The organism is Leisingera sp. S232, assembly GCF_049800895.1.
GTDB lineage: Bacteria > Pseudomonadota > Alphaproteobacteria > Rhodobacterales > Rhodobacteraceae > Leisingera.
The window spans coordinates 235,376-261,125 of the sequence record NZ_JBNAFX010000001.1; the positions used below are offsets into that span (position 1 = coordinate 235,376).

Consider the following 25,750-nt stretch of genomic DNA (forward strand, 5'->3'; position numbering starts at 1 on the left):
CGGCGCCCAGGCGCCGGTGTTTCTGCAGAGCAGGCTCAGAACAGCAGCGTGGTTTTGCAACTGACTTCTATCCGTTTCTGGCCAAGGACAAGAACCGGGGACTTCAGGGTAGTACGACCCGGCTGAGATTCAGCCTGGCCTGCTCCAGAGAGTCACCTGCGCCCAGAAAGTCCGCTTCACGAGCACATTGGATTGCGTAATTGATTGCCGCTTCCAGCGCTGCCCGTTCGTTTTCCTGCTCGTCCGCCGTATGTTTCGTACCAGCCTCTTTCGGACCAGTTTCGAAGTTTCGCATTTTGCCGCCTATCGTTGCTGCCTGCCGAGTGAGAGTTTTTTGCGCTACCCTCACGCCATGGTGAGTCAGACTTTACTGCAGAACAATCCACAGATTAAATAAACCTTAACCTGTATCCAAAATCTCACATATCCGGGGAAAGTTTGCGGATTTTTCCCCTAGGCACGCTCCGGTTCCAAAAGGGGCAGCCGTATACGGCGGTTATGCCTTACCTGTGCTCTTCTGCTGCGGTGGCTGCCAGCGCGCGATTGTAGGCCTTCAACGCATCCACATGATACAATGCACCAATGACCTGCTCCTTGCCGCCCTCTTCCATCAGCACAGGCAAAAAGGCGGCATCCGCCCGGTCAAACACCGGCATTGCAGCCTCCAGAGAGGCGGCGGCACGGATGCATAGCCCCTCTTCCACCAGTGCTTCGCAGTCTTTCAGACTGGCGCAGCGGCTGTCGCCCATCGGCCGCATAACCGCACCTGCCCGGATCATTCCCAGCAGATAGGCCTGCGGGCCTGCCGCGCAATGAATGCCGCGGTTTTCCAGCTGGGTCAGGAAAAAAGACCGGTCCACCAGCCGCGACGCCAGTGCAGTGGACATGGAGACCGACACCATCACCGCCAGACCAATCTGCCAATCGCCGGTCAGTTCAAACACGATCAACGTGGTTGAGATCGGCGCCCCAAGCACCGCCGCAGCGACTGCGCCCATACCCGCAAAGGCATAAAGCGTATGGGTGCCTGACACATCCGGCAGCACCGATGTGGCTATCAGCCCGAACGCCAGACCGGTCAGCGCACCGATCATCAGCGAAGGCGAGAACACCCCGCCCCCCATACGGCCGCCCATGGTGATGGCGACAGCAGCCGTCTTGACGGCAGTGAACACCACCGCTTGCCCCAGCAGCAGCCCTCCCGTGAGCGCCAGTACAGTGGTTTCATAGCCCACACCGATTATATGCGGGAACCAAACGGCGATCACACCCAGCATGGCCCCGGACACCGCCGGACGTAGCCAGCGCGGCAGGGACAGGCGCTGCTGCACAGCGTTGCCAATCTTGTCGGCCAAAAAGATTGCCCGCATCTGCGCCACCGCCACCAGCCCGCAAATCAGGCCGAGGATCAGGAATGCCGGCAGTTCCACATAAAATTGCAGCGCGCCGGGCGTGTTCAGAGTAAATTCTGTCACGTCACCATATTCCAGCCGGTTGATCACCGTACCCGCAACTGAGGCCACTACAATCGGCGCAAAGGCATTGACCGAGAAGTGCCGCAGCACCACTTCCATCGCAAACAGCGCGCCTGCGATCGGCGCGTTAAAGCTGGCTGAAACGCCGGCTGCCACAGCGCAGCCCAGCAGGTCACGCCCGGTTATGCCATCGGCATTGATCCGGTTGCTGACCCAGGTTGAAATCACCCCTGCCAGATGCACCACAGGCCCCTCCCGCCCGGTAGAGCCGCCAGTGGACAGGGTGATAAATGATGCCAGTGCCGAGGCCAGCCCTTCCTTGTGCTCGACCCTGCCGTCATGCAGCGCAGCACCTTCGATCACATCGGCAACAGAACGCACACGGGCGTCGGAAGTAAACCGGTCAAGGATCAGCCCCACCACCAGACCGCCCCCAGCCGCAATGGCCACCAGCACGTACCATGGCAACGCTTGCACGTGGGAGTGCAGGTAATCGAGGTCCGGCGTGCCATAGATCCAGGCCTGCAGTGCGGCAATCCCCTTGCGGAAAAACAATGCGGCAAAGCCCGCGGCGATACCGATCAGCAGCGCAATCAGCCAGAATTGAAACTGGCTGGGGCCACGATGACGCAGTACCCGCCAGATATCTTTCAGGCCAGCCAGCCATTGCAGGAGCATTGTGGAAAGGGACGAACGTATTTCTTGCACCATAACCTGTCAGCGGGTCTTTCTTTTTTCTGCAACCCCTTGCTGCCACAGCCTGGTTAAAGAACCCTCACCCGCACCCTGACTAAATGTCCAGCAGGTCAGCCAGCCAGCAGCGCACGGGCAGCAGCCCGGGCCTCTTCCGTGATCGTATCACCCGAAACCATCCGGGCAAGCTCGTCCACCCTCTCGGACGCGGCCAACGGCACCACCTGCGACAGTGTCATACCATCAACAACTTGCTTGCGCACCTGCCAGTGGTGACCGCCAAGGGCTGCCACCTGCGGCGAATGGGTCACCACCAGCACCTGGCCGCTGCCCGCAAGGCTACGCAGCCGGCGTCCAACAGCGTCCGCTGTTGCACCGCCAACCCCACGGTCAATCTCATCGAATATCAGCGTCTTGCTGGAATCCTCGCCCCGCAAACAAACCTTGAGCGCCAGCAGGAACCGGCTCAGCTCGCCGCCCGAAGCAATCTTGTTCAGCGCACCCGCAGGTGCTCCGGGGTTTGTGGCCACCGTAAAGGCGACCGCATCGGTGCCGTCTGGCCCCGGCTCGGCTGTGGTGATGCGGGTTTCAAACACCGCCCGCTCCATCTTGAGCGGCGCAAGCTCTGCCATCACGGCCTTGTCCAGTGCTGCCGCTGCCTGCCGCCGCACAGCTCCCAGCTGCTTGGCGGCCTGGGAATAGGCAGCCTCGGCCGCTTTCAGCACCGCCTCCTGCTCCGCAAGGTTCTTGTCCCCTGCATCCAGGTCAGCTAGCTTGCTGCGCAGGGTTTCGGCATACTCTCCCAGCTCATCCGGCAGGACATCGTGCTTGCGCGCCAGGGCACGGATGGCAAAGAGGCGCTCCTCGCAGTCTTCCAGCTCGCCCGGGTTGAATTCCAATGTGCCCAGCACCCGCTCGACACCGTCCTGGGCATCTCCCAGTTCAATCATCGCGCGGGACAAGGCCGCCAGCGGCTCGTCCAGCCCGGTATCGTCCTCCTGGCCCGCAACGCCCTCCAGCCAGCGCTGCGCCTCTCCCATGGCACCTTCGGCACCTTCGCTCAGCAGGGCCAGAGCACGGGCAACATCCCCGCGAATACGCTCAGCCGCCTGCATCTGGCGACGGCGGGTGTCCAGCGCCTCATCCTCACCCGGCTGCGGGTCCAGCTTGTCCAGCTCGCCCACGGCGTGGCGCAGGAATTCCTCCTCGGCCCGGACAGCATCAAGCGCTAACCGGGTGGCTTGAACCTGCTTGCAGGCCTTGGCAGTGGCAGCCCAGGCCGCGCGCACCTCTGTCTGCAAGCCCTGGACACCGGCATATTGATCCAGCAGCGCCATGTGGCCCCGCGGGTTAAGCAGCCCACGGTCGTCATGCTGCCCATGCAGTTCCACCAGCGTTTCCGAAAGCGCCCGCAATACCTCGCCCGAACAGCGTCGGTCATTGACCCAGGCGGTCTTGCGCCCCTCGGCGGTGTTCACCCGCCGCAGGATCAACTCCGCGCCGCCTGGCAGGCCGGCCTCTTCCAGAACTGCATGGGCGGGGTGATCTGCATCCAGTTCGAACTCCGCCAGAACCTCGCCCTGTTTGGCCCCCTGACGCACCAGTTCCGCACGTCCGCGCCAGCCCAGAACAAATCCCAGAGAGTCCAGCAGAATGGATTTACCAGCCCCGGTTTCACCAGTCAGCACATTCAGTCCGGGCTGAAAATTCAGCTCCAGATGATCAATGATCAGGATATCCCGGATATCAAGCGCGCGCAGCATTGCCCCGCCCCCGTGCTGCGGCGGCCCTTACAGCCACCGCCCTTTGATGGTCTGGCGGTAGATTTGGCTCAGCCAGTTATTGCCGCGGTCCTTGGGTTTGAGCCCGTTTGCGGTCAGAAGCTTGTAGCTGTCTTCATACCATTCGGTGGATTGGAAGTTGTGGCCCAGAATGGCTGCAGCAGTTTGCGCCTCAGCTGACAGACCCAGTGACAGATAAGACTCGACCAGACGATGCAGCGCCTCTGGCGTGTGGCTGGTGGTCTGGAAATCCTCCACCACCACCCGGAACCGGTTGATCGCTGACGTATAATGGCCACGGCGCAGATAGTAGCGGCCGATCTCCATCTCTTTGCCAGCCAGATGGTTAAAGGCCAGGTCGAACTTCAGGATCGCAGAGTTGGCGTATTCGCTGTCCGGGTAGACCTCGATCACGGTGCGCAGCGCCTGCAGCGCCTGGAAGGTCAGCCCCTGGTCGCGGCCCACTTCGTCGATCTGATCGTAATAGCTCAGCGCCAGCAGATACTGGGCATAGGCGGCATCTTCATCCGCCGGATAGAAATCGATGAACCGCTGCGCCGCCGCCCGGCTGTTTTCGTAGTCTTTGGACTGGTGGTAGGCAAAGGCCTGCATAATCACCGACTGTTTGGCCCATTCGGAATATGGGTACAGACGTTCGATTTCAGAGAAATAGTAAATTGCGTCCTTGGGGCGCCGGTTGGCCAGTTCGAACTCACCGCGCTCATAGATATGATCCGGGGAAAAGGCCTCAACCGACTCGCCGCGCTTTACCGCGCCGCCGTCGCCGCCGCAGCCCGCAAGAGCCGCCATCAAAAGAACTGCGCCGAGGGTTTTGGCTCCCGCCCTGATGCCGTTCATAATGCCTAACCTCACCGTCATTGCCTTACGGGTGTGCGCCCCGGTTATGCCGTCTCTAGCATATTAAAATGGCGCATAAAACGCCTTTTGCCACTTCACCGTTCACATGGCAGAGAAAGCCGGCGGTGGTCAAGTCCGCCCTTTGCTTCTGGACGCGCGGCCATGTGAAAAGACCCGGGGCATAGTCGCGCCCCGGGCCGGTCTGCCCCTCGTTTCAGGTCTTCTGCCTTATGCCACGCGGCGCTGCTCGGCCGGGATCTCCGACCAGATCAGCCCTTGCCCCGGCAGCTGTGCGGTCATCGCTGCATCGCAGGCAACGGCCCGGACCGCATCCGGCTGCGCAAACAGGGCGCGCAGCAGTGTGTTGGTCAGCGCATGCCCCGCGCGCTCGCCAACATAACGCCCCAAGACCGGCCCCCCGGCCAGCGCCAGATCCCCCAGCGCATCCAACATCTTGTGACGCACAGGCTCATCCGAGTGGCGCAGTCCAGCGCCGCTCTCCACCCGTTCCCCGTCAAACACAACAGCGTTCTCGCCGGGTTTGCCACCCAGTGCGAGGCCGTTGGCCTGCATGGTTTCGACATCCGCCTGACGGCAGAAGGTGCGACTGTCGCACAATTCACGCGCGAAGCTGCCATTGCGCATGTCCAGAACCTTGCTCTGGCGGCCAATGGCGGCCTCGGCAAAGTCGATATGGAATTCGATGGTCAGCCGGTCGCTGGGCAGCAGGGTAGCGCGGGCGCCGTCCCGTTCTACCGTGACAGGCTTCAGCACTTGGAACGCCGTGATCGGCACGCCCTGACGCTGCACGCCATGTTGCATGATGCCGCGCACGAACGGCGCCGAGGAACCGTCCACAATCGGCACTTCCGGGCCGTCAATCTCGATCAGTGCATTATGAACGCCGCAGCCTGCCAGGGCTGCCATGATGTGTTCAACTGTAGAAACGCTCACGCCAGAGGCGTTGAACAGGCGGGTGCAAAGCGGGCTGCGGTCGACCAGATCCCACTGCGCCGGAACCAGAGTGTTGCCCAGGGCGATATCGGTGCGCTTGAACACAATGCCATGCCCGGCTGGTGCCGGAAGCAGAACCATGCGTGCGGGCTTGCCGGAATGCAGGCCTACCCCTTCGAAAGCCACCGATGCCTTGAGCGTATTCTGCACGTTGCGCCTCATTCCACTGTTTCCGGCTACTCGGGGCCGTGTTGTGGACGAGAGTTAAGGTTTTGCTGAAAAAGGCACAACTCAATCTTTGTAACGGATTGAAACATGGATGTAACAAGTCGGCAAATCACCGCTCAGATGCAGGTAACAAACTGATTTTGAAATAGAAAAAGCCGCCCCAAGGGCGGCTTTTGAAAGGTTAGATGTGAAGCGTCAGTTGGCCTGGCGGCGCAGAAATGCCGGAATTTCGATACGTTCCTGATCCGGATCCGCCTGCTGTTCTGCTTGCTGCGGCTGGGCCGCGGGCGCCTGAGCCTGCATCGCGGGCTGCTGGCGAACTGCCTGCGGCTGCTGACGAGCGGCCGGGGCGTCATTGCTGCCGGTCATCCGGTGGATCAGCGAGTTAAGACCGAAACGGCGCTGCCCTTCGGGTTGCTGCTGTGCCTGCTGCTGCTGTTGCGCCTGTGTGGCCGAGGCTGCCGGGCGCACGGCATGCGAGGCCTGCTGCTGTGGCTGCTGCACCCGCTGGGCCGCAGCTTGCAGACGCTCCAAGGCCTGCGGTGACGGCGTGCCCGGCGCCGGAGCCTTGGGTGCAACAAAAGCCGCTTGCGGGGTCTCTTCGGCATCCATTTGCGGGCGGAATTCCGGCACTTGCGGCTGATAGGCAGGGGGCGGCAAGCCGTCGTCGGCCGCTGGCTCCACGGCTTCGACAACATCTTCCATCAGATCCTGCTCAGCGACCTGCTGCACATTCATTTCAGCAAACAGCGACGGCTCTTCCAATGCAGCCGGTGCTTCTTCGGCCAGAGCTGGCGTCGGGGCCGGGGCCGCTTCAGCCGCTGCGGGCTGCTGAACAGGAGTATTCAGCTCCAGCGGCACCGCACGGCTTTCCTCAACACTGACGGTCTGGCGCAGCGGGGCGGACATCGGGCGGCGCGGCACCGGCATATCGGTGTTCACATCGGTTGCGTCGATACCGGTGGCCACGACAGACACGCGCATCTTGCCTTCCATGCCGGTATCCAGGGTCGAGCCGACAATGATATTCGCATCCGGGTCCACTTCCTCGCGGATGCGGTTGGCGGCCTCGTCCAGTTCGAACAATGTCAGATCGTGGCTGCCGGTGATGTTGATCAGCACACCTTTGGCACCCTTGAGGCTGATTTCGTCCAGCAGCGGGTTGGCGATCGCCTTCTCGGCAGCCTGGACCGCGCGGTCCTCGCCTTCACCCTCACCAGTCCCCATCATCGCCTTGCCCATCTCGTCCATAACGGCACGGACGTCGGCAAAGTCGAGGTTGATCAGGCCGGGGCGGACCATCAGGTCGGTCACACCTTTGACACCCTGATACAGCACGTCATCCGCCATCGAGAACGCCTCGGAGAAGGTGGTTTTCTCATTGGCGAGGCGGAACAGGTTCTGGTTCGGAATGATGATCAGCGTGTCGACCACCTTTTGCAGGCTTTCGACACCAGCCTCAGCCTGACGCATCCGCTTCAGACCTTCAAACTGGAACGGCTTGGTAACAACACCAACGGTCAGCACGCCAAGTTCACGTGCTGCCTGCGCGATGATCGGCGCGGCGCCGGTGCCGGTGCCACCGCCCATGCCTGCAGTGATAAAGCACATATGCGCGCCCGCCAGGTGATCGACAATCTGCTCGATGCTTTCCTCAGCGGCAGCGGAACCCACCTGCGGGCGAGCGCCGGCGCCCAGGCCTTCGGTCACTTTGATGCCCAGCTGAACCCGGCTTTTGGCAGCGCTCTGCTGCAGCGCCTGCGCGTCGGTATTGGCCACGACAAACTCGACGCCATCCAGTTCCTTGGCGATCATGTTGTTGACGGCATTGCCGCCGGCACCGCCGACACCAAACACGGTGATCTTTGGTTTCAACTCTTCATTACCGGGCATTGAAAGGTTCAACGTCATGCTCATACCGCCTGTGTTACCGGCCCTTCCCGCAAAGGGCTTTTTCCTGTCCTATTCACCATAATCTACCGCGCAGTGTGGGCTCCGTCATCCTAAAAAGCACGAGGCTCCACAAAATAAGGCCTCATTCTAAGGCTAAAACCGCGGTATTTCGCCGTCCCTAGCAGATATTGGGGAAAGAGCACAAGCCACACACAACAAAACCTCTCCAGCCGCAAAAACGCTTTGCGGAGAAGGTCGTTTCCAAGGTCTGGCTGGCCACTGCTCGGCCTGCTGAATCGCCGCGTTTGCCGCGGACGTTAATGACAACCTAACGGGTCAAAGGGGCACTGTCACGCCTTCTTTGCCCGTTCCGGCTGAACCGATCTGCAGGGGTACGGGCGCCTACCAGTTGTCGCGGAACCAGCGCACGGCACGACCCAGCGTGCCAGCTGGATGGCGGCCTGCAGGCATCTCAAAATCCCACCACTCATCCTGCGGATGGGCGGCAAACAGGCACAGCCCGACAGCCGACGCAAAGCCCGGCCCAGTTGCCGACTGCGGCAGGCCATGGACCCGCAACGGGCGGCCCAGGCGCACCTGCTGCCCCAGGATGCGGCTTGCCAGCCCGTCCAGCCCCATGATCTGGCTCGACCCGCCGGTCAGCACGATCTGCTGACTTGGCAGATATTCGAACCCGGCCGCATCCAGCCGCGCCCGCACCTCTTCCAGAATCTCCTCGACCCGGGGGCGCATGATACCGATCAGCTCAGCCCGGCTGACAGTGCGCCGGTCATGCTCCCAGTCGCCGGTATCGCCGCCAATATCGATGATCTCGCGGTCATCGGCGCCAGTGGCATGCACCCCGCCATTAAATGTCTTGATCCGCTCAGCGTTGGCCATGGGAATGCCCAGCCCCATCGAAATGTCGCTGGTGATGTGATCGCCGCCCAGACGCACCGCGTCAGCATAGATCATGTGTTTCTTCATGAAGACCGAGATAGAGGTGGAGCCACCGCCCATGTCGATACAGGCCGCGCCCAGTTCCTGTTCATCTTCAACCAGCGCCGAGAAGCCGGACGCATAGGCCGAAGACGCAATCCCAGCCAGCTCCAGGTCGCAGCGCTGTATGCAACGCACCAGGTTTTGCACCGCGATGGCATCCACTGTCAGCATGTGCATATCCACCGCCAGCGTCTGCCCCATCTGGCCACGCGGATCGCCCAGGCCGGAACGGTTGTCGAGTGCAAAATTCACCGGCTGCGCATGCAGCACCTCGCGCCCCGCGCCATATTCCGGCACTTCGCAGGAGGCCAACACCTGCGCCACCTCATGCTCGGAGACCACCTGCCCCTCAAGGTCCAGCTTTGCATCCAGCCCATAAGAACGCGGATTGGCACCGGAGAAACAGGCGATCACATGGTCCACCCGCACCTCTGCCATCTTTTGCGCCGCCTGCACCGCAGTACGGATGGCGCGCTCAGTCTCCTGCATGGCGTTGATTTCGCCGAACTGCACCCCGCGCGAACGGGTGGTGGCGGCACCGATCACCCGAAAACCCGACTGGCCTGCAAGTGCGCCGATGGAGCCATCCTCGCTGAGACGCCCGGTGCCGTCGAACCGCAGCACAAGGCAGGCAATCTTGGAACTGCCCACGTCCAGAATGGCGACCACGCCGCGCTGCATTGCCTGACGCCGCATCTGCCGCATCGCCCGTTGCGATTGATAAAGATCTGTCATTTTACTGCCCGCCCCCGTTCAACTGCCGGATCCGCCACCAGTTTTCCACTGAGTTTTCGGTCATCCGAACGGTGGGGCGCCCAGCCAGGCGCATATCCACCGCCGTCACATCACGTTCCAGCAAATCCTGCACTTCACTGACCGCCAGAACACGCTCCAGTGCCCGCACCGGATGACCTACAGGCAGCAGGATCCGCTGCTCGCGGTCCAGCACCACGTCCCAGCGCCGTTCGCCGATCCGAACCAGCCCGCGCAGCCGCGGCCCCAGCGGCTTGGCCGCCGCAAACAGCCGCAGTGCTTCAGCCGCATGTGCCTCTGCTCCCTTGCCGGCGATCAGTGGCAGGTCCGGGTGCAGGCTGCGACGCCCCAGTTCGGCAACGTGAATGCCATTTTCGTCCAGCAGCGCCAAACCTTCGCGGCTGCGCCATATCAACGCCGGCTGGCGCTCTTCGACGTCCACCTGCAGGATACCGCCGGGACGAATTCTGACGCTGGCGGTCTTGACCGGATCCAATCCGGTGATCACATCCCGGATCTGCTCCAGATCCAGATCAAAAGAGCTGACCGGAAATTCCAGCGGCACCACTTCGCGGATATCCTGCGCCACGCTGGTGCCAGCGCCGTCCACTGCCATCACCTTGACCATGAACTCCGGCCGTTCCTGGATCGCCGCTCGGGCCTCCAAATACAGCCCCACCAGTGCGCCGCGCCGCGCCTCATCGGCCAAATAGGCGCTGCCGACTGCAAAGACCAGACAGAACGGTACCCCAAAACGCAGGCCGAAACGAATGCCCGGCGTCAGCATCCAGCGCTGCAACCTGTACTTCAGCCGCGAGGGCGCAGGGTCAAAGCGCTCCTCCTGTGGCTTGCGAAACCAGCCCGTCAGCGGATGCATGACGCGTCCTCCACCATCCAGGCACAGAGCTGCCCAAACGACATGCCGCAGTATTCAGCCTGCTCCGGCACCAGCGATGTCGGCGTCATGCCAGGCTGGGTGTTGGTCTCCAGCAGCACCAGCCCGTGGGCGCCGCGCGCCTCGTCCCAGCGGAAATCTGTGCGGCTGACACCGCGGCAGCCAAGCGCGTCATGCGCCGTCAGCGCATACTCCAGACACAGGTTGAAGATCTCTTGCGGCAGATCCGCGGGCAGCACATGTCGCGAACCGCCGGGTTTGTATTTTGCATCATAGTCATACCAGCCGTCAGTCAGGATTTCTGTCACCGTCAGCGCCTTGTCCCCAACAACCGTGGTGGTCAGTTCGCGGCCCGGCGCATAGGCCTCGACCATCACTTCCGCAGGCATTTCCTTTGCCAACTGCGGTGGACCGTTGGCCGCCTCCTGCACGATGTAGATACCAACGCTGGAGCCTTCGTTGTTGGGCTTCACCACATAGGGCGGCGCCATCACGTGGCCTGTACTTACGTCGTCCCTGGCAAACAGGCCGCTCTTGGCCACCGGCAGCCCAGCAGAGCGGTAAACCTCCTTGGAGCGTTGTTTGTCCATTGCCAGCGCCGAGGCCAGAACGCCGGAATGGGTATAGGGAAGCTGCAGCCATTCCAGCACGCCCTGAACGCAGCCATCCTCACCCCAGCGCCCATGCAGCGCGTTGAACGCCACATCCGGCTTGATGTCCAAAAGCCGTGCGTGCAGGTCAGCGCCCGCATCCACCTCAACGACTTCAAACCCCTCACCGCGCAGCGCCGCCGCGCATTCACGGCCGCTGGACAGCGATACTTCGCGTTCGGCTGACGGTCCGCCCATCAGCACCGCGACTTTCGGGAGTGCCCTGCTCGACTTACTCACCACAAAACGCCTCAATATGCACGGGGCTTTGCGCCCCTGATTCTTGGAGCCTGCAACAGACCCGCTTTATCTATATGTGCCAGGCTGCCCTGGCTTGTTACTGCAGGCTTTGCGCCCTTTGCATCGGCAAATCCTTGCCGCCTCTTCGGCACCCTAACGCCCAAATTCTTACCGGGCCGTTAATGATGCCTTTACCATGTTTACCTAGAGCCGCTGCCCGCCTCTCGAAAAGGCCATGGAATCACCTCAGGCTGCGGCACAAAAGCCATTGTCAGCATTCAGATTTTCCAGCTATTCGGGAAGCGGATCACCTATCCGCATGATTTCCCACTCTAGCGTTATGCCGGAATCTTCGTAAACCTTTTTCCGCACGTCTTCACCCAGCCCCTCCAAATCTGCGGCAGTTGCGCCACCCGTATTGATCAGGAAGTTGGAATGTTTTCCGCTCATCTGGGCGCCGCCGCGCTGTGCGCCGCGCATGCCGGCGTTGTCGATCACTTTCCAAGCCTTGAGATCATGCACATCATCGGCGCGCCCCGTCGAAGAGAACCCGGCCGGGTTTCGGAACGTGGATCCGGCTGAGCGGTCGCGCACCGGCTGGGTTTCATCCCGCTTTTTCAGCTGCGCCTCCATCCGCGCGTGCAGCTCTGCCGGATCGCCCTTGGGCCCTCGCAGAGTGGCAGAAACCAGCACTGCCCCTGCGGGAAACGCGGTCTGACGATACTGGAACTGAAGCTCTTCTGCGGTGATCTCCCGGATCTTGCCATCGCGGGTGACGATCGTGGCCGACACGAACACATCGGCAGTGTAGCTGCCATAGCAGCCCGCGTTCATCCGCACGGCACCGCCGATGGAGCCGGGAATGGTGCGCAGAAACGTGAGGTCGATCCCCGCATCTGCTGCTTTCCTTGCCACATGCGCATCCAGCGCCGCAGCGCCGGCAGTGACAGTTTCGCCATCTGTTTCGATGCTGTTGAACCCACGGCCCAGGCGGATCACCACGGCCCGCATGCCACCATCGCGCACGATCAGATTGGAACCAACCCCCATCGGGAACACCGGCACAGCCGGGTCCAACTGGCGCAGGAAATCTGCCAAGTCATGAATATCCGCCGGCTGGAACAGATAGTCAGCCGGGCCGCCGACCCGCAGCCAGGTCAGTTCCGCAAGCGGCTTCTGCCTGACAAGGCGGCCACGCACCGCCGGAAGTATAGCTTGATCTTGCGCCGCCATCGCCGCTTCCGCCCCAAGTTCCATCCAATGAACGCGAATAGTCCGTAAACAAGATGGCCGCGGAAATAAAGGGACAACGCGACCTCCCGGAAATCATGCATATGCCCCGCATAGCATTGCTTCTGCTCTAGCCAGATCATCGCGGCCAGCCATCCCGCTGCCGCCACCGCCGCCAGCCTATGCCGACGGAAACGGGCGAGAGCGTAAAAGCCAAACAGCCACATCAGGCCAAAGGCCAAAGGCCAGCCATACTGCAGAAACGGCGAACATTGCCGACCTCCACTGTCGGGAAAACTTACCGACATCAAACAGGTTACACAAAAGTCAGGCAGCCACCATAGCCTGCCTTTCGGAACATCCCGTTAACACTTTAGCTGCAATTGTTGCTTTCACCGCCGGACGCTGCGGCGGATCCAGCGGCCCAGATATATGACCGGCCAGCGCAGCACCGACAGGCCCGCCAACAGCACCGCCAGCCCCCACCACGGCCCGTTCTCATAGGTGACATATCCCAAGAGCGGAATACCCAGCGCAATCAGCACATAGGCCCGCCGCCAGTGATTGTCGCGGCTGGGTATGATCGCCAACATATTGGCTGCCAGCGCCCAGACAGCCGCAAGGGTCAGCGACAGCGTCATTGCTCCACCTTTCCGCCCTTGGCCCAAGCCCCAGGAAAGCAATCAGCCAACCGTGTCAGCATGCCCAGAGGCGCCCCAAAGACCACAGAAGACCGGAAGGTCGCCCAATCCACCGAATTTGAACCCCGGTATCGGCACATCAGACTGCCAGAAAACAGCAGCAACACAGCCGACAGCCACCCCGGCAAAACGCCGAAACAGGCGCCAACAAATAGCAAGTCAACTGGCGCGAGGATCAACATCTAGCCACGCAGCCGGTCCGGCAGGCCGTTGGCCCAGGTGCTGATGGTGCCGGCACCAAGGCAGACCACCATGTCGTCGGGGCGCGCCTGCTCGCGCACCAGGCGCTCCAGGTCATCTTCATTCAGGATGGCGCGGGCGTGGCGGTGGCCGTGGCGGATGAGCCCCTCGACCAGATCATCACGGCTGGCGCCCTCAATCGGGTCTTCGCCGGCGGCAAAAACCTCGGCAATTGCCACCACGTCGGCCTCGTTGAAACAGGCGCAGAAATCCTCGAACAGATTTGACAGGCGCGAGTATCGGTGCGGCTGATGCACCGCAATGACCCGGCCTTCGCTGGCCTGGCGGGCTGCCTTAAGCACCGCAGCAATTTCCACCGGATGGTGGCCGTAGTCGTCAATGATGGTGATGCCGTCCACTTCGCCCACTTTGGTGAAGCGGCGGTTCACCCCGCCGAAGGCCGCCAGGGCGGTGCGAATTTCTGTGCTGTTCATGCCCAGATGCCGCGCCACAGCGACTGCCGACAGCGCGTTTGAAACATTGTGATCCCCCGGCATCGGCAGGGTGCACCCCTCGATCACCCGGTCCTCGGCCTGTAGATGTACATCGAAATGGGCAACGCCCGCTTTGTATGTCAGGTTCACCGCCCGCACGTCAGCCTGGGCGTTGAACCCATAGGTCACGACACGGCGGTCAGAGATCCGCCCGATCAGCGCCTGAACCTCGGGGTGATCAGTGCAGCAGACCGCGATGCCATAGAAGGGGATATTAGAGACAAACTCCAAAAAACCGTCGCGCAGCGTGTCGAAGTCGCCCCAGTGTTCCATATGCTCAGGGTCAATATTGGTGACAACGGCAATGGTCGCGGGCAGCCGGTTGAAGGAGCCGTCGCTTTCGTCCGCCTCGACCACCATCCATTCGCCCTGCCCCATCCGCGCATTGGAGCCATAGGCGTGAATGATACCGCCATTGATGATGGTCGGGTCAAAGCCGCCGGCCACCATCAGCTCTGCCATCATGGTGGTGGTGGTGGTCTTGCCGTGGGTGCCGGCAATGGCGACGTTGGATTTCAGCCGCATGAGTTCAGCCAGCATATCAGCGCGGCGTACCACCGGCAGGCCACGTAAACGGGCCTCATCCAGTTCCGGATTGCCCGGTTTGATCGCCGAGGAGATCACCACAACCGCGGCCTCTTCCAGGTTTTCCGCCTTCTGACCCACAAAGATACGCGCGCCCAGCTCTTCCAGACGCTGGGTGATCTTTGACGATTTCAGGTCTGATCCCTGCACCACATAGCCAAGGTTCAAAAGCACCTCGGCGATGCCCGACATGCCGATGCCTCCGATACCCACAAAATGGATCGGGCCGACATCACCGGGCAGTTTGGTTGCAGGGTTCATGACGTTATCCTTCCTCGGCCAGCTGTTCCACCAGTGCTGCCAGACGTTCGGCAGCATCGGGAACCCCGGCGCTCAGCGCAGCAGCTGACATCTGCGTGGCAGCCTGCGGGTTACTCAGAATTGCGCCCATATGCTCTGTCAGCGCCGGGATATCAAGGGCGCTTTCCGGGATCATCACAGTGGCATTGGCATCAACCAGCCCGCGGGCGTTGGCGGTCTGATGATCACCCGCCGCAGCAGCATAGGGGATCAGGATCGACGGCCGCCCGATCACCGAGATATCTGCCACCGACGAGGCCCCGGACCGGGAGATCACCAGCTGCGCCTCCGACATGCGGCTTGGTACGTCGGTAAAGAAGGTCTGCACATCTGCATTGATGCCATGTTCAGCGTAAAAGGCATTGACCCGGTCCAGATCCTCGGCCCGTGCCTGATGCGACACCCGCAGATGCTTGCGGATCTCTTCCGGCAGTGCAGCCACGGCGGCGGGAACCACATCTGACAGGATGCGCGCGCCCTGGCTGCCGCCCATCACCAGCAGTGACATCGGATAATCGCCCGGCGGAATATAGCCGGCTCCGGCCCGCTCCATCACGGCGCTGCGCACCGGGTTGCCCACATGTTCATGCGCAACACCTTCTGGCAGCGCGGTTGGCCAAGTGCCGCAGGCCACGCCAGCGACGCGGGCGGCAAAGATCTGGTTCACCCGGCCCAGCACGCCGTTCTGCTCATGGATCATCCGCGGCAGCTTCAGCAGCGTCGCCGCCGCCAGCGCCGGGATCGACGGGTAGCCGCCAAAGCCGATCACCGCATCGGGGCGGTCACGGCGCATCTGCATCATCATCGACAAAACGCCGCCTGCGATCTTCGGTGCCACCAGCGCCTTGGCCAGCAGCCCGCCGCGGGCAAAAGTGGCAGAGGAAACCTGCGAAATCTCGACTGCGCTCGGAAAAGACGCCGTATAGCGCGCCCCGCGTGCGTCAGTCGACAGCTTCACCCGCCAGCCGCGGGCCAGCATCATCTCTGCCAAGGCTTGTGCAGGAAACATATGGCCGCCGGTTCCCCCGGCAGCCATCAAGAGCATTTTCTGTGCCATCGCAGCTGGCCTCTTCTCTATTCTCGTCAGCGGCCGCGGCCGTTCAGGTAATCGGCAATCCCGCCCTGCGGGCGCGTCCGGGTAAAGGCCAGCAGCATACCCACTGCGATGCCCGTGGCAATCAGCGAGGATCCGCCATAGCTGACAAACGGCAAAGTCATGCCTTTGGCCGGCAAAAGCCGCACCGCAACCCCCATGTTGATCATCGCCTGAACGCCAAACATGCACACAAGGCCGGTGCCTGCCAGGCGAATGAAAGTGTCTCGTTCGCGCATCAGCCGGAACAGCGAGCGCACAACAATCAGCGCATAAAGCGCAATCAGAACCGCCACCAGAACCAGCCCGTATTCCTCCGCGGCAACAGCGACGATAAAGTCCGTATGGGCATCCGGCAGCGACCATTTCACCTGCCCCTCACCGACACCGACGCCAAACAATCCGCCCTCGCGGATCGCGTTGGTGGCATATCCCAACTGCGTGGTCGGATCGACATCCGGGCTCAGAAAACCGTCAATGCGGCGGGCAAAATGTTCTGAACTGTTGTAGGCAAAGACCCCACCCATCACGACCACCGCGGCCATGCACACCAGCAACAGCATCGGTGCACCGGCCACAAAATACATCACCCCCCAGCCGAACAGGATCAGGCTCGCCTGGCCGAAGTCCGGCTGCAAAACCAGCATCATCACGACCATCATGCACAGCGCAAAAGACATCAGCGTGCCCGGCGGGCCATTGATCTGCTGGCTGGCGGCAATCATCCAGGCCGCCACAATGACAAAGCCTGGCTTCAGGAATTCAGACGGCTGCAGCGAGGCAAACCCCAGGGAATACCAGCGCACAGCCCCCTTGCCGAAATCGGTGCCGAAAATCGGCAGGAACGCCAGCGCAACAAAGGCCAAGGCAAAGCCCAAAACCGCCAGCCGCCGCACCAGGGTCGGCGACATGACAGAGGTCACCAGCATCGCCGCCAGCGCCGTCAGGCCAAAAACCGCCTGCCGCTGCACATAGTGAAAATTGCCGAACCCGTTCCTCTCCGCCAGCGGCACCGAGGCCGCAAGCCCCAGCAAAAGCCCGATCACGAACAGCATCAAGATGCAGGACATCGTCCATTTATCCAGCGTCCGCCACCACTTAGGAAGAATCGGTTCACCAGCCTGCACGGGAACCGCGCCATAGACCATCTCAGTCATGGGAATACCACCACTATATGCCTCGCTCCGCCCCATTTTTGGGGTCTCCCGGAAACTGTAACGAAACGTGAGCTGCGGCGCCAGAAAAAGAACACAGTTCGGCGGAAAACCACCGCTGGGCCACCCGGCTGGCTTGACAGGCAGGAAGCTGCTGCTGTTGGAGCCCGCTGACAGGCTTTCCCGCCAGCAGTACAAACAGCAAACCGCCGCGGCCGCCAGAACATCTGGCCGGGCAGCAGACAGCTCTCTGATTGGCACCACACCTGCCCCTGTCGCTGAAAGGCGTCTTGAGGCGGACTCCGCCTTTCCCTTCAGGTTCTAGCCACACTGCATCCCGCCGACCTGTCTGAGCGGCAGCCTGAACAGCACCTTGATCGATGGGTAAAACTGGATCGCCGCATTCGAGAACACCGGCCGGTGCCCAGGGCGGCCCACATACGGCGCATACCAGGCCGTCTCCTTGCCCAGTCAGATCAGCAATGACCCGCGCAACGTGGTAGGTGGACCGGATTGTCGTGCAGGAGCGGGCAGGTTTGGCTTGCCCATACCATCTGTCCAACCCTATGAAATTTGTTCTGAAGCGCTAACGGGAGGTGTCTGCAACAATGCCCACCCGACCGGAAACAACGCCAAAGTTTCGCAAGATACGACAAGCGCAGACACAAACGGCGTTACCGTGCCTCTTGTGACATTGCTGTGCAATGCACTGGCAGGCAGTGGCGCGAGATCATGTTCGGTCGATTGAAAGATTGGCAGCGTGTCGCCACCCGAAACGACAGATGCCCATAGGTCTTCTTCACAGCAATCTTAAAGATCGCCCTCATCATTTACGGGCTATGCGGTCTAAGCCTAGGAGCACCTCATGGGTACAGTCCAATTGTCAGTTGGTATTTCATGTGCCTCGACACATGCGGCAATTTCATCTCTCATTGCAGCCAGGATAAAATCGATCTCGCTCTCGCGCGCCTGATATCGTCCGACTTCCCGTCCCGTTAACAAATTTCTGAGAGCTGGGCGCATTCTTTTGGGAAAAACTCTTCGCCCCAAATCCAACAACCGCTCATTCTTGAGAAATTGTACGGCCTGAGGTCGTTTCACGACATGCCGCTTATTGTCATGTTGCAATTCCCCTTCAACCTCATCGGCATATCCCATCCAGCCCAGTAGCTTTTTGCGCTCGGCATCCTCTCGGATACGGTGGAAATCCAATACGGTCAGACGATCCCCGAATATCTCTTTGTATCTTCCGATCTGCGTGAAATAGTGAGACCGCTCAATATGTCGAAAAAGCGGATGATAGCCTTTGTCTTTCCGCTCCTTTTCAAGCTTCAATGAGTCAAGCAGACTATCGGTCTGCCACCCCAAGCGCAGGGTGTGTTCGTATTCTGAAACTATTCTTTCAATTGGATCTCGCAAAACCGCGACCAACCAAAATTCACCCACATCATCTCGGTCAACAAATCGGGCAATGTTTTCCACCGCAGCCGGACAGGACAAATTGTCGGTAGATGCTTCAATTCTCAACTCAGCTTCTGGATTTTCACTGTACTCGTCAAAAAATGCCCCGACACTCTGTGGTCTACCTTCCAGGAAATCCGCTCCTGGGCCACTCCAATCGAGATCAGCAAAATCGGTGAAGTACAGTGTTTCCTTTTGCCGGGCCAAGGCGGCATAGGGCTGCAGACCCAACCAAGCGGACAAACTGCTTGTGCCGCATTTGGGGGCACCCAGCATAATCAAGTAATTTTTGCGCACGACCAACGCCTCGGCAGTTTGACCTGAAGTTCTTGTTTCTTGTGAACTCTTGCCCTTTGAAAGTAAAGCCACGGCCCAGTCGGCCCTGCCAATTGCCAGGCTTCTCTGCTGCGTCCCGGCTGAACTTTGCGCCTCTCCTGGTAGACAGAAACGAACCCGCGACTTTCCCTTTCCCACAAGGCGCAGATGACATTCCCACTCTCCTCACAGCCGACAGGAGGTAACGGTTTCTATGCTGAAGACCGGTAGGATCTTGCGCCATGATGGCGGTGCTGTGCGGCCTGATGTCAGGCGCGGTCAGCAGCATCAACTGCGGCTGGCGTGAGACTTGCAGCGGTCAAGCTGACTTTGCGGGTCGAGGGGATGTGCGCGTTTGACGTTGCTTGGTAGATCATGCCATTAACGCGCAGCCCTGCGAGACCCTGAGGTGCATGAATAAAATTCGCTCGATATTGACCGGTGATGGTGTTGGTGCTCGTGCTGGCCGTAGCGCAATCTGGAGCTTTGCCGAATTTGGTGGCAGCCAGGCGTTGCGCCTCCTGTCCAATCTGGTCCTGACGCGCCTGCTCTTCCCCGAGGCCTTTGGCCTGATGGCGCTGGTCACCGTTGTCACCACCTGCCTGATGCTGTTTTCCGACACTGGTGTGCGACCGTCGATCATCCAGAATCCGCGCGGCAATGATCCTGCGTTCCTCAACACCGCATGGACGGTTCAGGTGGTCAGGGGACTGCTCCTGTGGCTGATGACGCTGGCCTTGGCCCAGCCCATTGCTGCCCTGTACGATGCGCCCTTGCTTGCGGATATCCTCCCGGTGGTGGGCCTGACCCTGGTGATCCAGGGCTTCGAGCCAACCGCCATCCACACCGCGAACCGTTACCTCGCTCTGGGCCGGTTTACCCAGATCACACTCGGCTCTCAGATCATCTCACTGACCTTTACCGCGTTCCTGGCCTGGCAACTGCAGTCCGTCTGGGCCCTGGTCATCAGCAACGTGTTCTCAAGCACGCTGCAGACCATCGCATACCACGTCTTCTTGCCTGGCCTGAGAAACCGGTTTTTGCTGGAACGCGACGCCTTCTGGCAGATTTTCCATTTTGGCAAATGGATTTTCCTCAGCACCGCCGCAGGCGCGGTACTTTTGCAGGGGGATCGCGCGATCCTTGGCATCTTTCTGCCGCTGGAAGCGCTGGGGGTCTACAGTATCGGCTACTTCCTCGGGAGCATCCCCGTCCTTCTGTCCAACGCCCTGCAACAAAAGGTCGTCTTCCCTCTCTACAGAATGAAGCCCCCAACCGAGAGCGCCGCCAATCGCATCACCCTGTTCCGCGCGCGCCGCCTTATCGCCGCAAGCCTGCTGATGCTTGTGATCCTGCTTGCCTTTACGGGCCCAACCCTTGTCGACCTGCTCTACGATTCTCGGTATTCTGCCGCCGGACCGATCATCACGCTCTATAGTCTGTCCCTGGTCCCCCTGGTGACCCTCAACACCATCAACGTTGCTCTTATGGGGGCAGGTGAAACAAGGGGCATGTTCTTCATCGCCGGCACAACAGCCCTGTTCCAAACCGGCCTGCTATTTGTCGGCATCCCAGCCCTGGGTATCTCGGGTGCCATTTTGTCCTTGGGTCTGGCGGCCTTGCTCAGCTATCCGCTACGGCTATATTTTTCCCTGAAATTCAGCGTCTTCGACCCTGTTCAGGACATTGGTTTCACCCTGCTGGGCCTCGCTTGCGCGGCGGCGGCCTGCGCGGCACATTGGGACAGGGTTGCAACGCTATTCTCGCATTGACCTGGCGGCGAACAACTGCACTTTCCGCTGCCCCGCGGCAGCAAAGCTGATGCCCGCGCGGCCTCTCTGAGGCTGCGATCTCTGGCAGCGAAAGAAGCCAAGGTACAAGTCGGCCTCAAAGCATGCCATCACCTCCACTCCAGCAAAGCCCCCACCCGACACACCCATCCAAGCAGCCACAGACGTTACTTCGGCCCCCATCACCGGCACTTCCTCTTGCGCCACCATCCGTTCCGTGGTCGATGCGCCTATGCAGGTAAACACTCTGATTCTCGGCGCCGGCGCGGCCGGCATGATGTGCGCGCGCCATGCGGGCGGCAGCACTTTGGTGATCGACCACGCCAAGGCGCCGGGCGAGAAAATCCGCATCTCCGGCGGCGGCCGCTGCAACTTCACCAACATGTATACAGAAGCCAAGAACTACCTGTCGGCCAACCCGCATTTCTGCAAATCGGCGCTGGCGCGCTACACCCAGTGGGATTTCATCGAACTGGTGGACCGCCACGGCATCGCCTGGCACGAAAAAACCCTGGGCCAGCTGTTCTGCGACGGCTCGTCCAAGCAGATCATCGCCATGCTGGTACAGGAGATGCAGCAGGCCGGGGCGGACCTCTGGCTGCACAGTTCTCTGGAACGTGTTGAGCAGACCGCCGACGGTTTCATCGTCCAGCTTCTGCGAGAAGGCAAGCCGCAGACCGTCTCCTGTCGCAACCTGGTGCTGGCGACCGGCGGCAAATCCATCCCCAAGATGGGCGCCACCGGCATCGCTTATGACCTTGCCCGCCAGTTCGGCCTGGATGTAACAGAAACCCGCGCAGCTCTCGTGCCTTTCACCTTCCCCGATGGTCGGTTTCAGCCGCTGGCCGGAACCGCTCTGCCCGCGCGTCTCAGGAACGAACGCGCCACATTCGACGAGGCACTGCTGTTCACTCATCGCGGCCTCTCCGGCCCATCCGTTCTGCAGCTGTCCTCCTATTGGCGGGAAGGCGAAGAGATCACGGTGAACCTGATCCCGGACACGCCGCTTTTTGATCTCTTGCGGGATCAGCGCCAGGCCGAAGGCCGCCGCGACCTGACCACCGAGCTGGCGCGCCACCTGCCTGCCAAGCTGGTGGACTTCCTGAAACCCCAGCTCGACCTCAAGGGCCGCCTGGCCGACCAGTCCGACGCCGCGCTGCAAGGCTTATGCGATGCTCTGCAAACCTGGCGCCTGCTGCCCGCCGGCACCGAGGGCTACCGCACCGCCGAGGTCACCCTTGGCGGCATCAGCACTGACAGCCTGTCCTCCAAAACCATGGAAGCCCAGGCCGCCCCCGGCCTTTACGCCATCGGCGAAGCAGTGGACGTGACCGGCTGGCTTGGCGGTTACAACTTCCAATGGGCCTGGGCCTCCGGCCACGCCGCAGGCACCGCCATCGCCGCCACGGGCTGATTTCCCGGGACCGTTCCGCTTCGGAGCCGCCTTCGCCTGAGGAGAGACAGCCGGGGATGGCGGGCGGGGTCAAGGGAAATCGCGGAGGCTCCGCCCGCAAGGGCGGATACCGCTGTTTCACTTGGGCGCGGCTGGCAGCTCTGGCAGGCACGGATCATGCGCAGGCGGATCAGAGGCGGGTTTTCCGCTTGGGTGGGCCCAGAAGCCCCTCCTCCCCCTAACCCTCAACGAAGACTTTGTTGTTCGGCGTCATCCCACGGGTATAGGTGCAGAAGGTGTCATGCGCGTCCGGCGTGGTGGTGTGGATCTTGATATTGGTGATCACCTCCACTGAACCGGCGTCCAAACAGGCCTTCTCGGCCTGCTTCACAATCTCCAGCAGCTGGTCCAGTTCTCCCTTCATGGTGGTTTCCATCGCTCCCACCTGAAACGGCACGCCAGAGGCTTTCACGACCGCAATCGCCTGATCCACCACTTCGAAATTATTGCCTTCACGTAGCCGTGGAATGACCTGAAAGGCCAGCATCACCGTGTTTTTTCCCTGGGCTGCCGTGCTCATTGCTTCAATCCACCCTGCCGGCCTGTCCCAGCCGCTTTTTCACCTCCGCCGTGAAATCATCGCCGCGCTGTTCGAAATTGTCATATTGGTCAAAGCTTGCCGCCGCCGGCGCCAGCAGCACAGTGTCGCCAGCCCCTGCCTCTGCCATGGCCCGTTCCACCGCTGCGGCCATGGTGGTGCAAACCTCTGCCTCGACATCCAGCTGCAGCGCAAAGCCCGCTGCCTCGCGGCCAATCACATAGGCTTTGGCGACATTGCCAGTCTGCCCCTGCAGCGCGTCCAGCCCACCGTCCTTCTCCAGTCCGCCGCAGATCCAGCGGATGTTTTTGAAGGCGCTCAGCGCTTTCACCGCACTGTCCAGATTGGTGGCCTTGCTGTCATTCACATAGCGCACCCCATTCGCCTCGGCGATGGTCTGGCTGCGGTGCGGCAGGCCGGGGAATGTGGCCATCGCCTCGCCGATCAGCCGCGGCGCCAGCCCCAGCGTGCGCGCCGCCGCATAGGCCGCGCAAGCGTTCTGGTGGTTGTGTGCGCCGGGCAGGCCCATCATTTCGCGCAGATCGATTGAGGCCGCCTGCCGCCCCTTGCGGTACTCGCTCAGAAACCCTTTCTTGGCAAACACCTGCCAGCCCGGCCCGGTCAATTTACGCGCAGCGGAAATCCGGATCACCCGGTCGTCACCCTGCCCTTCGGACAGCTGGCCCGCCAGGAACAGCCCCTCGTCCTCGTCGATGCCAATGACCGCCCGGTCCGGGCCGCCCTCGGCAAACAGCCGCCGCTTGGCCGCAAAATAGCCGCCCATGCCGCCATGCCGGTCCAAATGATCGGACGACAGGTTGGTGAACACCGCCACGTCCGGGGTCAGCGCGCGGGCAAGTTCGGTCTGATAGCTCGACAGCTCCAGCACCACCACGCCGCCATTGCCCGGCGGATCAATGCCCAGCACCCCGCGACCGATGTTGCCCGCCAGCTGGCTCTCGCGGCCTGCCTCCTGCAGGATGTGGTGCAGCAGCGCCACCGTGGTCGATTTGCCGTTGGAGCCCGTCACCGCCACCACCCGCGGCGGTTGGTCATGCATCTGCCATTCAGCATCGGCAAAGGAGCGGAAAAACAGCCCGATGTCGTTGTCCACCGGCACGCCCGCCTCCATTGCTGCCCGGATCACCGGATTGGGTTTCGGGTAAAGATGCGGAATGCCGGGCGAAGTGATCAGGGCAGCCACATCGTCAAAGGCGCCGCCCTTATGCAGATCGCGGCAGGCAAAGCCTTCCGCCTCTGCCGCCTCCCGCGCCGCCGGATTGTCATCCCAGCAAAGGGCCTCGGCCCCGCCTTCACGAAGGCTGCGCGCCGTCGTCAAGCCAGAGCGCCCCAGCCCCAGCACAGCGACCTTCGCGCTCTCATATCCTTTGACCGGGATCATTGCCTGCCCTCATCTTTCAAAACCAGTTCCAGAGGCACTTTGCACAGGAGCCCCCCCGCCTTCAAGCGCCGCCCGCACGGGCCGCAGGGCCCGTGCCGCGCCCAACAATTTACAGGCAGGCTTAGCCTGCCGAAATTGGCGGGAGCCGCCCCCACATTGCGCCTGTTGCGCACCCTGCGAACGCCGCCCTCATCACATCTTCATCCCGCCGGGTTACGGTCCAACCGTTGCAACGAAAATACCAGGAGACCGGCCCCCTCGGACCACCTTTTTCAGCAGGTGCAGGGCGGGCCCGCATAGGCCGACAGACGGGCATGACCCCTTGGCAAGGGTCATCCGACGCTCCGCCCCTCCGGCGGCGCCGCCTTCTTCTTTCAAAGACAAACCGCCCGCAGCTGCAGCCCCGGGCGGTTCCATAAAAGAAGACCTCAAACCACCCCGCCGCAGAGACGGCGCGGTGGCACAGCGGCGTGTCTTACCGCACTTTCAACGTCGCCAGACCAATCATCGCCAGGATCAGCGAGATGATCCAGAACCGGATCACGATCTGCGGCTCGGCCCAGCCTTTTTTCTCATAGTGGTGATGGATCGGCGCCATCAGGAACACCCGCCGCCCGGTGCGTTTGAAATATAGAACCTGGATGATCACCGACAATGCCTCAACCACAAAAAGCCCGCCGACAATGGCCAGCACCAGCTCGTGCTTGGTGGCCACCGCAATGGCGCCCAGTGCGCCGCCAAGGGCGAGCGAGCCGGTGTCGCCCATGAACACCGCCGCGGGTGGCGCGTTATACCACAGGAACCCCAGCCCTGCGCCGAACAATGCGGCGCAGAAAATCAGGATCTCACCCGTGCCGGGCACATAATGCACATCCAGATATTCGGTAAAGTCGACCCGACCCACCGCATAGGCAATCACGCCCAGGGTGCCGGCCGCAATCATCGACGGCATAATGGCAAGACCATCCAGCCCGTCCGTTAGGTTGACCGCATTGGCCGCACCGACGATGACGCAGATCGAGAACGGCACGTAGAACAGGCCGAGGTTGATCAGAGTATCCTTGAACACCGGCAGCGCCAGCTGGTGCTGCAGCGGTTCCGGGTGGTAGGCTGCGGCCCAGACCGAGGCGATGACCGCAATCAGCACGCCCAGCGCCAGCCGCACCTTGCCCGGCACGCCTTTGGTGTTCTGCTTGGAGACCTTGGCATAGTCATCGGCAAAACCGATGAGCCCGTAAGCCATGGTCACAAACAGCACCAGCCAGACAAAGGGATTGTCCCAACGCGCCCACATCAGTGTCGCGGTCAGCAGCGCCCCGACGATCAGCAAGCCCCCCATGGTGGGCGTGCCCGCCTTGGAGAAATGCCCCTCTGGCCCGTCATCGCGGATCGGCTGGCCTTTGCCCTGGCGTTTGCGCAGCACGTTGATCAGCGGTCTGCCGAACAGGAAGCCAAAGATCAGCGCGGTCATGAAGGCGCCGCCTGCGCGGAAGGTGATATAGCGGAAGAGGTTGAAAAAGTCCCCTCCGTCCGACAAAGCGGTCAGCCAATAGAGCATTTTGCTCTTCCCCC

The 25,750-nt window shown here is 61.4% G+C and carries 20 protein-coding genes and 2 pseudogenes; 3 read left to right on the forward strand and 19 right to left on the reverse strand.

Features of this window, described 5'->3' with window-relative positions:
* Window positions 1–103 precede the first annotated feature (103 nt).
* The 15 genes and pseudogenes from ACP151_RS01135 to ACP151_RS01205 all read right to left on the reverse strand — a co-directional run.
* Window positions 104–295 carry a hypothetical protein gene (locus ACP151_RS01135; RefSeq protein ID WP_424976985.1) on the reverse strand — a complete coding sequence of 64 codons (192 nt, stop codon included), beginning with the start codon at window positions 293–295 and terminating at the stop codon, window positions 104–106.
* 208 nt (window positions 296–503) lie between these two features.
* A complete protein-coding gene (locus ACP151_RS01140) occupies window positions 504–2,186 on the reverse strand; it encodes a chloride channel protein (RefSeq protein WP_424976986.1) in 1,683 nt (560 codons plus the stop codon).
* Window positions 2,187–2,281: 95 nt separating this feature from the next.
* Window positions 2,282–3,931 (reverse strand): DNA repair protein RecN, encoded by a 1,650-nt coding sequence (gene recN / locus ACP151_RS01145; RefSeq protein WP_424976987.1) that lies wholly within the window; start codon window positions 3,929–3,931, stop codon window positions 2,282–2,284.
* A gap of 27 nt (window positions 3,932–3,958) precedes the next feature.
* A complete protein-coding gene (locus ACP151_RS01150) occupies window positions 3,959–4,807 on the reverse strand; it encodes an outer membrane protein assembly factor BamD (protein WP_424976988.1) in 849 nt (282 codons plus the stop codon).
* 228 nt (window positions 4,808–5,035) lie between these two features.
* The gene (gene lpxC / locus ACP151_RS01155) at window positions 5,036–5,983 is read right to left on the reverse strand and encodes a UDP-3-O-acyl-N-acetylglucosamine deacetylase (protein ID WP_424976989.1); all 948 of its coding nucleotides are present in this window, start codon (window positions 5,981–5,983) and stop codon (window positions 5,036–5,038) included.
* A 201-nt stretch (window positions 5,984–6,184) separates the two neighbouring features.
* Window positions 6,185–7,900 (reverse strand): cell division protein FtsZ, encoded by a 1,716-nt coding sequence (gene ftsZ, locus ACP151_RS01160; RefSeq protein WP_424976990.1) that lies wholly within the window; start codon window positions 7,898–7,900, stop codon window positions 6,185–6,187.
* Window positions 7,901–8,284: 384 nt separating this feature from the next.
* Complete coding sequence (ftsA, locus tag ACP151_RS01165) at window positions 8,285–9,619, reverse strand: cell division protein FtsA (RefSeq protein ID WP_424976991.1); 1,335 nt, start codon at window positions 9,617–9,619, stop codon at window positions 8,285–8,287.
* Between the two features lies 1 nt (window position 9,620).
* A complete protein-coding gene (locus ACP151_RS01170; RefSeq protein ID WP_424976992.1) occupies window positions 9,621–10,514 on the reverse strand; it encodes a cell division protein FtsQ/DivIB in 894 nt (297 codons plus the stop codon).
* The gene (locus ACP151_RS01175) at window positions 10,502–11,380 is read right to left on the reverse strand and encodes a D-alanine--D-alanine ligase (protein ID WP_424977071.1); all 879 of its coding nucleotides are present in this window, start codon (window positions 11,378–11,380) and stop codon (window positions 10,502–10,504) included. The genes ACP151_RS01170 and ACP151_RS01175 overlap by 13 nt, the downstream gene beginning before the upstream one ends.
* Window positions 11,381–11,713: 333 nt before the next feature.
* On the reverse strand, window positions 11,714–12,655 hold the full coding sequence (murB, locus tag ACP151_RS01180; protein ID WP_424976993.1) for a UDP-N-acetylmuramate dehydrogenase: 942 nt from the start codon (window positions 12,653–12,655) through the stop codon (window positions 11,714–11,716).
* Window positions 12,656–13,044: 389 nt separating this feature from the next.
* A complete protein-coding gene (locus ACP151_RS01185; protein ID WP_424976994.1) occupies window positions 13,045–13,293 on the reverse strand; it encodes a DUF2484 family protein in 249 nt (82 codons plus the stop codon).
* Window positions 13,294–13,535: 242 nt separating this feature from the next.
* Window positions 13,536–14,933 (reverse strand): UDP-N-acetylmuramate--L-alanine ligase, encoded by a 1,398-nt coding sequence (gene murC / locus ACP151_RS01190; protein ID WP_424976995.1) that lies wholly within the window; start codon window positions 14,931–14,933, stop codon window positions 13,536–13,538.
* A gap of 4 nt (window positions 14,934–14,937) precedes the next feature.
* Window positions 14,938–16,029, reverse strand: a complete 1,092-nt coding sequence (locus ACP151_RS01195) for a UDP-N-acetylglucosamine--N-acetylmuramyl-(pentapeptide) pyrophosphoryl-undecaprenol N-acetylglucosamine transferase (RefSeq protein ID WP_424976996.1) — start codon at window positions 16,027–16,029, stop codon at window positions 14,938–14,940.
* Between the two features lie 26 nt (window positions 16,030–16,055).
* Window positions 16,056–17,222 carry a putative lipid II flippase FtsW gene (ftsW, locus tag ACP151_RS01200; protein WP_424976997.1) on the reverse strand — a complete coding sequence of 389 codons (1,167 nt, stop codon included), beginning with the start codon at window positions 17,220–17,222 and terminating at the stop codon, window positions 16,056–16,058.
* Window positions 17,223–17,552: 330 nt separating this feature from the next.
* Window positions 17,553–17,733 (reverse strand): annotated as a pseudogene (locus ACP151_RS01205) (transposase); the annotation flags it as partial.
* Between the two features lie 86 nt (window positions 17,734–17,819).
* On the opposite strand from ACP151_RS01205, the pseudogene ACP151_RS01210 reads away from it, so the two are divergent.
* Window positions 17,820–18,011 (forward strand): annotated as a pseudogene (locus tag ACP151_RS01210) (hypothetical protein); the annotation flags it as partial.
* A 60-nt stretch (window positions 18,012–18,071) separates the two neighbouring features.
* Here the strand turns inward: ACP151_RS01210 and ACP151_RS01215 are convergent.
* The gene (locus tag ACP151_RS01215; RefSeq protein WP_424976999.1) at window positions 18,072–19,049 is read right to left on the reverse strand and encodes a hypothetical protein; all 978 of its coding nucleotides are present in this window, start codon (window positions 19,047–19,049) and stop codon (window positions 18,072–18,074) included.
* Between the two features lie 359 nt (window positions 19,050–19,408).
* Here ACP151_RS01215 and ACP151_RS01220 point away from each other — a divergent pair, with 359 nt between their 5' ends.
* Window positions 19,409–20,767 (forward strand): oligosaccharide flippase family protein, encoded by a 1,359-nt coding sequence (locus ACP151_RS01220; RefSeq protein ID WP_424977000.1) that lies wholly within the window; start codon window positions 19,409–19,411, stop codon window positions 20,765–20,767.
* 250 nt (window positions 20,768–21,017) lie between these two features.
* Window positions 21,018–22,199: an NAD(P)/FAD-dependent oxidoreductase gene (locus tag ACP151_RS01225; RefSeq protein ID WP_424977001.1), complete on the forward strand. Its 1,182-nt coding sequence runs from the start codon at window positions 21,018–21,020 to the stop codon at window positions 22,197–22,199.
* 217 nt (window positions 22,200–22,416) lie between these two features.
* Here ACP151_RS01225 and ACP151_RS01230 read toward each other — a convergent pair whose 3' ends face one another.
* From ACP151_RS01230 to mraY, 3 genes are all read right to left on the reverse strand, one after another.
* On the reverse strand, window positions 22,417–22,758 hold the full coding sequence (locus ACP151_RS01230) for a thiamine-binding protein (protein WP_424977002.1): 342 nt from the start codon (window positions 22,756–22,758) through the stop codon (window positions 22,417–22,419).
* Window positions 22,759–22,762: 4 nt separating this feature from the next.
* Complete coding sequence (gene murD / locus ACP151_RS01235) at window positions 22,763–24,178, reverse strand: UDP-N-acetylmuramoyl-L-alanine--D-glutamate ligase (RefSeq protein WP_424977003.1); 1,416 nt, start codon at window positions 24,176–24,178, stop codon at window positions 22,763–22,765.
* Window positions 24,179–24,653: 475 nt separating this feature from the next.
* Window positions 24,654–25,736, reverse strand: coding sequence for a phospho-N-acetylmuramoyl-pentapeptide-transferase (mraY, locus tag ACP151_RS01240; protein WP_424977004.1), 1,083 nt, complete (start codon window positions 25,734–25,736; stop codon window positions 24,654–24,656).
* Window positions 25,737–25,750 lie beyond the last annotated feature (14 nt).

Coding starts and splice junctions, on each gene's coding strand:
- ACP151_RS01135 (WP_424976985.1), bottom strand. CDS start 295: ATGCGAAACTTCGAAACTGGTCCGAAAGAGGCTGGTACGAAACATACG.
- ACP151_RS01140 (WP_424976986.1), bottom strand. CDS start 2,186: ATGGTGCAAGAAATACGTTCGTCCCTTTCCACAATGCTCCTGCAATGG.
- recN (WP_424976987.1), bottom strand. CDS start 3,931: ATGCTGCGCGCGCTTGATATCCGGGATATCCTGATCATTGATCATCTG.
- ACP151_RS01150 (WP_424976988.1), bottom strand. CDS start 4,807: ATGAACGGCATCAGGGCGGGAGCCAAAACCCTCGGCGCAGTTCTTTTG.
- lpxC (WP_424976989.1), bottom strand. CDS start 5,983: ATGAGGCGCAACGTGCAGAATACGCTCAAGGCATCGGTGGCTTTCGAA.
- ftsZ (WP_424976990.1), bottom strand. CDS start 7,900: ATGACGTTGAACCTTTCAATGCCCGGTAATGAAGAGTTGAAACCAAAG.
- ftsA (WP_424976991.1), bottom strand. CDS start 9,619: ATGACAGATCTTTATCAATCGCAACGGGCGATGCGGCAGATGCGGCGT.
- ACP151_RS01170 (WP_424976992.1), bottom strand. CDS start 10,514: ATGCATCCGCTGACGGGCTGGTTTCGCAAGCCACAGGAGGAGCGCTTT.
- ACP151_RS01175 (WP_424977071.1), bottom strand. CDS start 11,380: ATGGGCGGACCGTCAGCCGAACGCGAAGTATCGCTGTCCAGCGGCCGT.
- murB (WP_424976993.1), bottom strand. CDS start 12,655: ATGGCGGCGCAAGATCAAGCTATACTTCCGGCGGTGCGTGGCCGCCTT.
- ACP151_RS01185 (WP_424976994.1), bottom strand. CDS start 13,293: ATGACGCTGTCGCTGACCCTTGCGGCTGTCTGGGCGCTGGCAGCCAAT.
- murC (WP_424976995.1), bottom strand. CDS start 14,933: ATGAACCCTGCAACCAAACTGCCCGGTGATGTCGGCCCGATCCATTTT.
- ACP151_RS01195 (WP_424976996.1), bottom strand. CDS start 16,029: ATGGCACAGAAAATGCTCTTGATGGCTGCCGGGGGAACCGGCGGCCAT.
- ftsW (WP_424976997.1), bottom strand. CDS start 17,222: ATGACTGAGATGGTCTATGGCGCGGTTCCCGTGCAGGCTGGTGAACCG.
- ACP151_RS01220 (WP_424977000.1), top strand. CDS start 19,409: ATGAATAAAATTCGCTCGATATTGACCGGTGATGGTGTTGGTGCTCGT.
- ACP151_RS01225 (WP_424977001.1), top strand. CDS start 21,018: ATGCAGGTAAACACTCTGATTCTCGGCGCCGGCGCGGCCGGCATGATG.
- ACP151_RS01230 (WP_424977002.1), bottom strand. CDS start 22,758: ATGAGCACGGCAGCCCAGGGAAAAAACACGGTGATGCTGGCCTTTCAG.
- murD (WP_424977003.1), bottom strand. CDS start 24,178: ATGATCCCGGTCAAAGGATATGAGAGCGCGAAGGTCGCTGTGCTGGGG.
- mraY (WP_424977004.1), bottom strand. CDS start 25,736: ATGCTCTATTGGCTGACCGCTTTGTCGGACGGAGGGGACTTTTTCAAC.